11 protein-coding genes are annotated in these 11,209 nt (G+C 53.3%); 3 read left to right on the forward strand and 8 right to left on the reverse strand.

The annotated features are described in order from the left end of the window. Nucleotides 1-17: 17 nt before the first annotated feature. Together PFRI_RS00305 and PFRI_RS00310 are read right to left on the reverse strand one after the other, a co-directional pair. A complete protein-coding gene (locus PFRI_RS00305) occupies nt 18-626 on the reverse strand; it encodes a patatin-like phospholipase family protein (RefSeq protein WP_072628779.1) in 609 nt (202 codons plus the stop codon). 6 nt (nt 627-632) lie between these two features. After that, nucleotides 633-2,174 carry a helicase HerA-like domain-containing protein gene (locus tag PFRI_RS00310; RefSeq protein ID WP_072628780.1) on the reverse strand — a complete coding sequence of 514 codons (1,542 nt, stop codon included), beginning with the start codon at nt 2,172-2,174 and terminating at the stop codon, nt 633-635. Nucleotides 2,175-2,725: 551 nt separating this feature from the next. Between PFRI_RS00310 and PFRI_RS00315 the strand changes: the two genes are divergently transcribed. Further along, on the forward strand, nt 2,726-3,337 hold the full coding sequence (locus PFRI_RS00315) for an invasion associated locus B family protein (protein WP_072628781.1): 612 nt from the start codon (nt 2,726-2,728) through the stop codon (nt 3,335-3,337). 51 nt (nt 3,338-3,388) lie between these two features. Here the strand turns inward: PFRI_RS00315 and PFRI_RS00320 are convergent, their stop codons facing one another. From PFRI_RS00320 to PFRI_RS00335, 4 genes are all read right to left on the reverse strand, one after another. After that, on the reverse strand, nt 3,389-4,600 hold the full coding sequence (locus PFRI_RS00320; RefSeq protein WP_072628782.1) for a beta-ketoacyl-[acyl-carrier-protein] synthase family protein: 1,212 nt from the start codon (nt 4,598-4,600) through the stop codon (nt 3,389-3,391). Beyond that, nucleotides 4,597-4,854, reverse strand: coding sequence for an acyl carrier protein (locus PFRI_RS00325; protein WP_072628783.1), 258 nt, complete (start codon nt 4,852-4,854; stop codon nt 4,597-4,599). Before PFRI_RS00325 ends, PFRI_RS00320 begins: the two co-directional genes overlap by 4 nt. Nucleotides 4,855-4,890: 36 nt before the next feature. Beyond that, nucleotides 4,891-5,982 carry a UDP-3-O-(3-hydroxymyristoyl)glucosamine N-acyltransferase gene (gene lpxD, locus PFRI_RS00330; RefSeq protein WP_072628784.1) on the reverse strand — a complete coding sequence of 364 codons (1,092 nt, stop codon included), beginning with the start codon at nt 5,980-5,982 and terminating at the stop codon, nt 4,891-4,893. 107 nt (nt 5,983-6,089) lie between these two features. Further along, nucleotides 6,090-7,700 (reverse strand): L,D-transpeptidase family protein, encoded by a 1,611-nt coding sequence (locus PFRI_RS00335; RefSeq protein WP_072628788.1) that lies wholly within the window; start codon nt 7,698-7,700, stop codon nt 6,090-6,092. A 330-nt stretch (nt 7,701-8,030) separates the two neighbouring features. Here PFRI_RS00335 and mepK point away from each other — a divergent pair, with 330 nt between their 5' ends. Beyond that, on the forward strand, nt 8,031-8,633 hold the full coding sequence (gene mepK, locus PFRI_RS00340; RefSeq protein ID WP_072628785.1) for a peptidoglycan L,D-endopeptidase MepK: 603 nt from the start codon (nt 8,031-8,033) through the stop codon (nt 8,631-8,633). Between the two features lie 60 nt (nt 8,634-8,693). Here mepK and PFRI_RS00345 read toward each other — a convergent pair whose 3' ends face one another. Beyond that, nucleotides 8,694-9,431, reverse strand: a complete 738-nt coding sequence (locus PFRI_RS00345) for a heme-dependent oxidative N-demethylase family protein (RefSeq protein WP_072628786.1) — start codon at nt 9,429-9,431, stop codon at nt 8,694-8,696. 136 nt (nt 9,432-9,567) lie between these two features. On the opposite strand from PFRI_RS00345, the gene dddP reads away from it, so the two are divergent. Next, nucleotides 9,568-10,908 carry a dimethylsulfonioproprionate lyase DddP gene (gene dddP, locus PFRI_RS00350; protein WP_072628787.1) on the forward strand — a complete coding sequence of 447 codons (1,341 nt, stop codon included), beginning with the start codon at nt 9,568-9,570 and terminating at the stop codon, nt 10,906-10,908. A 9-nt stretch (nt 10,909-10,917) separates the two neighbouring features. Here dddP and PFRI_RS21765 read toward each other — a convergent pair whose 3' ends face one another. Then, nucleotides 10,918-11,181, reverse strand: a complete 264-nt coding sequence (locus tag PFRI_RS21765; protein ID WP_084649538.1) for a response regulator transcription factor — start codon at nt 11,179-11,181, stop codon at nt 10,918-10,920. Nucleotides 11,182-11,209: the final 28 nt, after the last annotated feature.

The following is an 11,209-nucleotide window of genomic DNA, read 5'->3' on the forward strand; positions in this document are numbered from 1 at the left end:
CGATGGTTGAGCAAACTCTACATTAAACTGAGGGAAGTTTCGGGGGGCAGGTCACCATCAATCTCAACCGCGCGAAACAGCGTCGGAAGGCATGCTGAAGCAAGCAAAGCGTTGGGGCCAATTTCTGCGTCCTTGAATACTTTGACTTTACCACTGCGCACATTCGTCGCTCCGATAAACAAGTCCGGTCCTTCGGGTGCGCAGACGTCGCCGTAATCCAAACAGTCAACGATAGATTGCAGTGGATGATTGTAAAACGGGCCAGATGCATAGGGTGAGGTCATGCGGTTGATCGCGTCGGCAAAGGCGTACATCGGTGAGAGCTCGAGCGCTTTGCTCATTATCGAGGGTGAGAACAAGTCTTGCGCGAACCACTGGCTCATGCCCGCGGAAGAGTTATGCGCGACCTCGGCCCACAGCGCGTCTAATGCAGCGCGCCCACCCTCATGACCACCGCCAAGCATGCCTGATTTGAGCGCGGCCGCGTTCAAAGCTCCCGCCGAGGTGCCAGCGATCGCCGCGATCTCCAGATCATCCTCTTGCAAGAGCCTATCTAAAACGCCCCAAGTAAACGCCCCGTGCGCCCCGCCCCCTTGAAGGGCGAGGTTGATACGCAGTTTTGTCATTTCGATTTATCTCGCTTTGAACAGACCACCCAGGATGCCACGTACAATGCGCCGTCCTGTGGTCCCTTTGAGTTCTTTGATCACAACCTGCGCCATCGCGCTGCCGAAACTGTCGCTCTTGGCGCGGCCGCGGCTGGTCGAACGACTTACACGTGTGCCGTTGTAGCGGCGTGCAGATTTGTATTCGCGCTCTGCGATTTCCATTTCTTCCTCTTTGGCCTCCGCTTCCGCAGCCGCTTTCGCAGCTTGATCCGCGCGGCCCATCAGGATTTCATAAGCGGATTGACGGTCAATCTTGTTCTCGTACTTGCCCGCGATATGCGAGTTCGCGATAACCTGCGCACGCTCTGACTTGCTTAAAGGACCAAGTTGCGAGCTAGGTGGGCGGATTAATGTACGTTCAACAACACCCGGAATGCCCTTCTTTTGCAGCATTGACGTTACCGCTTCGCCTACACCCACTTCGCGTATCGCTTCGCCCGTGTCGAAACGCGGATTGTCGCGGTAGGTTTCTGCCGCTTCTTTCAGCTGACGACGATCCCGAGCGGTAAAGGCGCGCAAAGCGTGCTGAATGCGGTTGCCAAGCTGGCCAAGAATATCCTCGGGCACATCCGAGGGCCGCTGCGTGACGAAATAAATACCGACCCCTTTGGAGCGGATCAAACGGGCAACTTGCTCGACCTTATCCACCAGCGGTTTTGGTGCGCCGTCAAAGAGCAAATGCGCCTCGTCAAAGAAGAAGACGAGCTTGGGTTTGTCAGGGTCGCCGATCTCAGGCAGTTCTTCAAACAACTCAGAGAGCAGCCACAACAAGAACGTCGCATAAAGACGCGGCGCGCCCATGAGTTTGTCAGATGCGAGGATGTTTATGCGGCCACGGCCATCACTCGCAGTGGAAATAATGTCGCTAAGCGCAAGTGCAGGTTCACCGAAAAGCTGCGCACCCCCTTGGTTTTCGAGCACGAGCAGGCGACGCTGAATCGCGCCGATTGAGCCGGTTGAGACGTTGCCATAGCGCAAAGTTAGTTCTTCTCGGTGCTCTCCAACCCAGACCAGCAATGCTTGCAGGTCTTTGAGATCCAAAAGCGCCATGCCTTGCTCATCCGCCACACGAAAGGCGATGTTGACGACACCCTCTTGTGGCTCGGAGAGTTCTAAAAGGCGCGACACCAACAATGGCCCCATCTCTGCAACAGTTGTGCGCACAGGGTGACCTTGCTCACCGAACAGATCCCAGAAAGTGACGGGAAAACGACTATAGGCATAATCCTCAAAACCGATCTTTTCGGCACGCGATGTAAATGCCTCGTGCAGTTTGAACGTCTCAGAACCGATGCCCGCAAGACCTGAAAGGTCGCCCTTCACATCTGTCAAAAACACAGGCACGCCCGCATTCGAGAAATTCTCAGCCAGAATTTGCAGCGTAACAGTTTTACCCGTACCCGTTGCCCCTGCAATCAGACCATGACGATTGGCATATTTCAGGTTGAGCCACTGTTTGTCCGTATATTCAGGGCCGCCGCCACCGACGAAAATATGATGTTCCATTGCGTACTCCTGAATTTACGTAAAATTTTGTTGCCAAAGCGAGCTTAGCGAAACGGCACGTTAACTTATTAATGTCACAGTGCAATCGTTCACAGCCAAGTGTCCTTCTTGTTGTGGACGGCCTTCCTCCCTGTCAGACTGGCCGCGTCCTAAGCGACGCGGTCTTTTTTGTCCAGCTCGCGCATGTTGATATGCATAACAACAATTAACAACCCAAAGCGGTAGGTCGGATCGCTTGTTGTGCGACATTTTGTCGATTTGCTGTTGACGCTTCGGAAGCCCAGCAATATTATGTTTTTAATAAGTCGGCCAGTCCGACAGGGAGAAGAATAGAAAAGGAAGACCCGCAGAGGTCTTCCTTTTTTATGGGCAATCGTGTATGTTTCGCGCCTATCCCCAAAGCTCATCTGTGTTGTTTGAGGGACTTGCCAAGCAGTCCAGTTTAAGCAAGATAAGCGTAATATCGCCGCTCTGATGTGTCCAAAGCGCTGACAGTTCTTTTTGCACATGCTAGGCACTCAAAAAACGACCCTAACTTAGGACGAATTTCTATGTTCACTCGTATGACCGCGCTTGCAGCGCTTGCATGTTTTGCCCTTAGTGGAGCCGCAATGGCGCAGGAGACTGCGACGCAAGAAGAAACACCCAACACAGTTCCAACGAGCGAAGGCGATCTGAGCCTTGGCGAGGATACATCTGTTCCACAAGTTGGTCAGACCTACGTGCGCGAAGTTGTGCAGGATTGGGAGATTCAGTGTGTGAAGACTGAAACAGGCGAAGACGAGCCTTGCCAGATGTATCAGTTGTTGCAGAACGAAGCAGGCAACCCTTTGGCTGAGGTCAGCCTCTTTAAGCTACCGCAGGGTGGTCAGGCAGTAGCAGGTGCAACTGTCATCGTGCCTTTGGAAACCGCTTTGCAGGCGCAATTGCGCATTGCCGTCGATGGCGCGCAGAGCAAGCGCTACCCCTACTCGCTGTGCAACCAGATCGGTTGTTTTGCACGGATCGGACTGACGAACAGCGACCTCAACGGTTTCAAGCGCGGCGCGAAAGCAGTTGTAACGATTGTGCCATTTGTTGCGCAAGATCAGCAGATCCAATTGGAAATGTCGCTCAACGGCTTTACGGCAAGCTTTGACAAGACAACGGTTGCGCGTCAGTAATAACGCTTCAATTTGAGATTTCGGAAAGCGCGCCTTCGGGCGCGTTTTTTGTTAGCTGAACTTGCGCAGCGCAAGCACCGCGTTCAAACCACCAAAGGCAAAGGCATTGCTAAGGGCAACGTCAACATTCGCTTCTCGCGCAACATTCGGAACCACATCCAGCGCACATTCGGGATCGGCTTCTTCATAGCCAATCGTCGGCGCAATCACCCCATCGCGCAGCGCCATGATGCAGGCGAGCAATTCCACAGCACCTGTCCCGCCAATCAAATGCCCATGCATCGACTTGGTTGAGCTGATCATCAAATCATCCGCGTGCGGTCCAAACACATCCGCGACTGCCGCGCATTCGGTCTTGTCATTCGCCGCCGTGCCTGTGCCATGCGCGTTGATGTAGCCCACTTCCGAGCGATCAATCCCAGCGTCCTGCAAAGCACCCGCAATCGCACGCGCAGCGCCCTGTTTGGAGGGCATAACAATATCAGCGGCATCTGACGACATCGCAAAGCCAGCGACTTCGCACAGGATATCCGCGCCGCGCGCTTTTGCGTGCTCCATTTCCTCAAAGACGAACACGCCTGCCCCCTCACCTTGCACCATGCCGTTGCGATTGGCTGAAAACGGACGGCACGCGTCTTTAGACATGACGCGCAAGCCTTCCCACGCTTTGACACCACCGAAACATAGCATGGATTCTGAGCCACCTGTGATCATCACTTCGGCCATGCCCGTGCGCACCATCGCAAAGGCTTGTGACATCGCATGGTTGGATGAGGCGCAAGCGGTAGAAACCGTAAAGCTCGGCCCCTTGAGATTGTGCTGCATAGAGACGTGCGAACAGGCTGCATTGTTCATCAGTTTGGGAACTACAAAAGGATGCACGCGGTTTTTACCGTCCTCATAAACAGAGCGGTAATTGTCATCCCACGTGCTCACCCCGCCGCCCGCCGTGCCAAGCACAACGCCAGAGCGCGCAGAGAGTTCGCCAGTAAATTCAAGGCCAGATTGATCAATCGCTTCGCGTGCCGCACAGAGCGTGAATTGGGTGAACCGATCATAAAGCGTCATTTGTTGACGGTTGAACAAGCCCTCAGCTTCAAATCCTTTGACCTGCCCACCGATCTGGATCGAAAGCCGCTCTACATCGCGAAACTCGAGCGGTCCAATCCCGCATTTGCCTTCGCGCATTGCGGCCATTGTTGCCTCTGCGCTATGCCCCAACGCGCTAATCGCGCCAGCACCAGTGATGACAACGCGTCTCACGATTTTGCAGCAACCAGACCTTCGATGCCGGCCACAATGCTCTCAACCGAAGAGATGTCGAAGTCACTTTTATCAGGCTCATTGGCATTAAAGGGGATGCTTACGTCAAACTCTTCCTCAATCGCGAAGATGCTCTCGACAAGGCCAAGACTATCAATGCCAAGGCTTTCCAGCGTGCTATCCGCAGTCACATCACTCACGTCGAGCATGGCTTGCTCAGCAATAATCTCGAAGACTTTTTCACGAACGCTCATGGACGTACCCTTTGTGCATAATCCGATAAGCTCGATCTAGTCACTGTCGCCCGGTTTTGAAACACCCTTTTGCAGGGTTGCGACATCCTTGAACAGGCGCGGCAAGCGGCGCAGCAGTTTGTGCAGCTCAATCTGCTTGTCCATTTTGACCGCCGGATAGCCCAGCATCACACGTCCCGCGGGCACATTAGAGAGCACTTTAGTCGCACCACCGGTGATGACATTGTCACCAATAAAGACGTTGTCGCTGACACCCGTTTGTCCGCCAAGAACGACGTTGTTGCCGATGCGCGTGGAGCCCGCAACCCCCACTTGCGCGCAGATAAGACAGTCGTTGCCAATCACCACGTTGTGGCCAATCTGCGCGAGATTATCGAACTTGCAACCATTGCCAATAACCGTATCGCGCACATTGCCACGATCCACACAGCAGTTTGCGCCCAACTCAACATCATCACCGATCTGCACAGCGCCAAGTGAGTGAATACGCGCCCAGCTTTGCGCTTTTGCCTCGTCTTGATCACCAAGGCTATCGCGCACGCGCTCGACTGCACCTTGCTCAGGCGTGACGAAAGAAAAGCCATCACCCCCAACGGTAGCCCCCGGCTGCGCGATGAAACGCGCGCCGATACGCGTGCGCGCCCCGATCCTGACGCCTTCACGCAGGTGTGCGTTTTCGCCAATCATCGCAGCGCGCCCGATAAAAACCTGTGCGCTGATGCGACTGCCAGCACCAATATTTGCACCCGCTTCAATCACGCAGAGCGGACCGACAGAGACGCGCTCCCCCAAGATCGCATCAGGATGGATCACGGCAGAGGGATGTATGCCAACTTCGCCGCCTGTACCGGGATCCATCATCGCGCTCAAACCGGCCATCGCAAAACGTGGGCGTGGTGCTAATATGGCCGCACTCAACCCATAGCTTTGCCAATCCGCTTCGGCCCAAAGCATCGCAGCTTTGGCATCACCGTCGGCCAAAGTTTTTGCAAACTCGGGTTTCAAAGCAAGGGCCAGTTGATCCGCAGTCGCGCTCGCGGGTTCAGCGATGGATTGAATGACAGTATTCACGTCGCCCACAGCTTCGGCCCCGAGCGCATCCGCGATTTGCTTGATTGTATATGTCATTTGAGACCTCATCGCGGCGATTGCGTTGGACACGCGATACCACGGTGCTGAAACGAAAAAAAGCCGAGGTTGCCCCCGGCTTTCTCAATTCTTAATCTAGGATGCTGTTAGCCGTCGACGGCACGCAGCTGCACGCCTGCTTTGACCAGTGCAGAAAAGATCTTCGCATCGCGACCATAAATGTCACGACGGAAGTTCACATTGCCCTTCGCAGTGACATAAGCGGTGCGATATACGATGTGCACAGGCACAGGTTCGTTCAAGTTCACACGCGCCTCGGCGCCTGTTTTCAATTTCGCTTGGAAGAAACCCTCAGGATCATTCGTCTGCTTTGCAAGCAAAGCGTAAGCGAAGTCAAACGGCTGGTGCAAACGAATGCAGCCGTGGGAGTACGCGCGCACTTCGCGGCTGAACAGGTTCTTTGCTGGCGTGTCATGCAAGTAGATGTTGTGACGGTTCGGGAACATGAACTTTACCAGACCCAACGCGTTGCCACGGCTTGGTGGTTGCTTGAGGCTAAATGGGAAGGTCTTCGCCGAATACGAAGCAAAGTTGACAGAAGAGCGCGAAACACTGCGACCCTTGCTATCGATCACCTGCAAGTGGCTCACGGCGTTACGGTTCTTTTGCATCAATGGCAGGTACTCTTTCGTGGTGATCGAGCGTGGCACGTACCAAGATGGGTTGATCACCATGAATTCCATTACATCGGAAAACTCAGGGCTGCGGCGATCGCTTTGATTTTTGCCGATGACAGAGCGCGTGCGGAACGTCTCTTTGTCATTGTCCATGATCACTGCGGAGAAATCCGTGAGGTTTACCCAGATGTGACGCTTGCCACGTGGACGGTTCATCCAGCGTTCCCGCTCCATTGCGACCATGACGGCCTGTAAATGGGCCTCAATCGGGCGGTTGATCTCTGTCATCGTGCCCGGACCCGCAACACCGTCAGGGTTCAAACCGCGAGACATCTGGAATTGCTGAACCGCAGATTGCATTGCGCCGTCATAGGTTTGCGCAGAAGAGCGCTGAAGGTAGCCCATAGTCTGCAAACGGTTGCGCATAATAACGACCGCGTTGCCAGATTGTCCGGGCTTGAGCGATTTCGCGGGAACCTTTTGACCCCAACCACCTTTGGCGAGCTGGCGCTCCATCAAAAGCTTTGCCTTCATCAGGCGCGCATATTCAGGTGCAGTAGGTGCCAGCGCTTGCAAGAAACGCTTGGGCGATGACTTGGAAAAGTTTGTGAGATAAGACACGCGATCCCGCAGTGGTACTTGGCGCACAATCTCGCTGTCAATCTTGGACGGTGTCAGAACACCAGTCTGCAAATCGCGGGCATACTGAAGGAAAATCCGGCTCATCTCGACCTCAACCGCGCCACGATCTCGTGGGCTGCGCGCTTGTTTCAGAACCGCTTTAAGCTGCTCTGGATTATAACGGCTGACTGGCAGGCCGTGATCTGCGGCATTGGTTACCGCGTTCAGAAGTGCGTCGCGGCGTTGACGGTCTTTGTTGCCCCGCCCTGTCCAGATCGATTTGTATTTGTTGGCTTGATAAAAAGCCGCGATGTCTTTGTCTTTCGCAGCGGCTTCTGCAACGGCCTGTTTAAAGGCTGTGACCTGAGCATCCGCAGGCGTTGCAATAAAGCTGACGAGCATGAGTGCGAGCGCTACAAAAAGCGCTTTAAATAAAATAACTGTCTGACTGCGAAGCATCTGCATCGTGGCCCCCCGATATGTAACAATAGCCGCGCCGGCAGAGCGCGTTCTTATGATCTAGGTCTTCCTTCACCCGACGCGCACGAGTCCATTCACATTTTCGAAAGATCGCACAAAACACACAGTGTGGTGCAGGCTTGCACCGAAGCTGCGTCCCGATCTGTCGCATCAGAGTCAGCGTAATGATATATTTACACAATTGAGCAAAAAAATGCCGAAATTAGTTGTTAAAACTTGGTTTGTGAAATCGATGCTTGGTTGGCGATTCGAACTATGTAATAGAGATACCACTGCGGGGATGAATAGGCAGAGTATTCGTAACATCGGATGCGAACAGGTAAGAACGGGACGAAAAAAGTGACTACAGATAGCAAAAGTACCGGCGTAACGCGCCGTGGCCTGCTTCGCGCTTTTGCAGCGACAGCGGTCATAGCAGCACCGACCTACTCGAACGCAGCTGGCTTTTTGCGCGGCGGCGGCGATATCCGACGCATCAAGATGTACTCTGGCCGTACAGGCGAGCGTATCGACATGATTTACTGGGTCGAAGGCAAGTACATCAAAGAATCTGTGCAAGAAGTGCACCGGTTTATGCGCGACTGGCGCACGAATGATGTGAAGTTCATCGACCTGCGCACCATCGACGTGATGGCAGCGGCACATAACTTGTTGGATTCAAGCGAGCCTTACATGCTCCTTTCCGGTTATCGTAGCCCTAAGACGAACAACATGTTGCGCGCCCGCTCCAAAGGCGTGGCAAAGAATTCACTGCACATGAAGGGCCAAGCGGCCGATTTGCGTTTGTCATCTCGCTCTGTGAGCCAAGTTTCTCGCGCAGCGGCAGCTTGCAAAGGTGGTGGCGTTGGGCGTTACTCAGGTTCCAACTTTGTGCATATGGATTGCGGTCCAGTTCGGGTGTGGGGTCGCTAAGAATCCTTGCTAAAGTGAACAGTTCAATCAGCCCGGTCACTCGACTGGGCCTTTTTTTGTTCAAGCGGACCGTAGATCAATCACATAAGTGTGGATCGAAAAAACCACAGCTTGAGATTTCGGGAGACGGATCAAACATTGGCGTTCTGATCGCAAGAAATCTCGTGAAGCCTCCAAGTCAGTCGGTTCATAGTCCTTTTCTAAGCGCGGTTGAAACAAACTCGCCCCCGCATAGGCACGATTGAAACGCCACAATGGGCGATCAACTTTCACGCCATCAAATAGACGCTGCACACGGCGACGGATATTTTCATCATAATCCGCGACCGGTTCATGAATGCGCCCCATCGGCTTGCCGATCTTTTCGCTCAACGTCCAATGAGATGGAAAACACAAGATCGCAGCGCTTAAGATATGCTCGTCCGAGCCCCTTGGTTTTTCTAGGATGCAGATATCTTCTTGGATTAAGTGCCCCATGACATACAACGGATCCCCCGTCAGATCGACAAGTCGCCCATCTGGACAGCGCATTTGACCACCATCAAAATGGAAACCCTCAAGGGTTTGAATTTGCTTGATAGTCAGATCCAGTGTTTCTTGAATTGCCGCTTCGCTGCCTTGAACAGCAGCACGTACCGCGTGGCCTTTGCCCGTCATCAATTTTGACCGCATACGCATTTGAGCCGCATATGCATCATCCACGCGTAGCCAATCAGACATTTCAAGCGGTTGAATGCCTGGCAAAGCGCGTTCAATACGCATTTCCGCTGGCAGCTCACTTTGAAAAATATTGCTCATGCTGGATCTAGTAACAAAGCGCCCCTGCCCCGTCACCTGCTCATTATCGCTTGAAAACGACGTATGTTGAGGTCGCAGCCGCGCGCGCCAAAGCGAGAACCGATGCTCATTCTTGTTCGTATTGGGAGGCCATCACATGAACCAACATTACCGCGAAACGCGCAAAATTGACCCGAACCAAGGCGCAACCCTTGGCGATGGCACGCCCAATGACAACAACCGGATCGAAATTGGCCCAACCCAGCTTGCCTTTGGCGAATGGCGCGCGGCGGGGTTAGAATTGCCAAACCTTGCACGCATGCGCGAATATCGATGGAAGCGTTTGACCCAACACATCGTGGATCGCGGCTATGGCGGTCTCTTAATGTTTGACCCGCTCAACATTCGTTACGCCACCGACAGCACGAATATGCAGCTTTGGAATACCCACAATCCATTTCGCGCTGTTCTGCTATGCGCGGATGGCTACATGGTGATTTGGGATTACAAAAACTCACCTTTTCTCAGCGAATTCAATCCATTGGTCCGTGAGCAACGCTCTGGTGCAGACCTGTTTTACTTTGATCGCGGCGACAAAGTGGATGTTGCAGCAGATGTTTTGTCCAACGAAATTCGCGTGTTGATCGAAGAGCATGGCGGTGCCAACAAGCGCCTCGCTGTTGATAAAATCATGCTTCACGGCCTGCGCAGCCTCGAAGCGCAGGGCTTTGAGATCAAAGATGGTGAAGAGGTCACCGAAAAATCCCGCGCGATCAAAGGGCCGGATGAAATTCTCGCCATGCGCTGTGCCAATCATGCCTGCGAAACTGCATGTGCCGAAATGGAAGCATTTGCGCGGGCCAACGTGCCGAATGGAGCCACATCTGAGGATGATATTTGGGCGATTTTACACGCTGAAAACATCAAACGTGGCGGCGAATGGATCGAGACCCGCTTGCTCGCATCCGGGCAACGCACAAATCCGTGGTTTCAAGAATGCGGCCCCCGGATCACGCAAAACAATGAGATTATCGCCTTTGATACCGACCTTATTGGCTCTTACGGCATATGCATCGATATTTCCCGAACTTGGTGGATCGGCGATCAAAAACCACGCCAAGATATGATCGACACGATGCGCCATTCGCATGATTTTATCATGCACAACATGTCACTCCTTAAGCCCGGCGTAATGATCCCTGAATTGATTGATCAGTGCATGGAGCATCCGGCAAAGTTCAAAGCGCAGCAATATGGGTGCATGATGCACGGCGTCGGGTTATGTGATGAATGGCCGTTGATTGCTCATAAAGATCAATACGTTCCCGGATCTTTCGAATACCCGTTAGAGCCGGGGATGGTGCTCTGTGTTGAAGCGGCATGTGGTGAAGTCGGTGGTGATTTTTCAATCAAGCTGGAAGATCAGGTACTGATCACCGAGGATGGGTGCGAGAACTTAACGACTTACCCGTTTGATGACGCTCTTATGGGGCGATAGCACAACTGCCTAAAACTTGAGCAAACCGTGCTGCATCGCGATTATCAAAGCTTGCTCACGGGTCGCTGCGCGTAGCTTTTGGCGCGCTGTTCTAAAGTGTTTGCTGACGGTTATTTCCGCCAAACCTGTTTTTTCAGCGATACGTCCGGTCTGCATACCTGTCGCCAAAAGGCTCAGAACTTCTGTTTCGCGCGCGCTTAGCTCTGGCTTGGCAAAGGCGAAAACGTCCTGATCAGTTTTCGCTGTCTGAAGTGGTCCTACTAATTCGGACAGGTTTGTGGCTCAGCTAAGATGTAATCGG

This window comes from Planktotalea frisia (assembly GCF_001890925.1).
In the GTDB taxonomy this organism is placed as follows: domain Bacteria; phylum Pseudomonadota; class Alphaproteobacteria; order Rhodobacterales; family Rhodobacteraceae; genus Planktotalea; species Planktotalea frisia.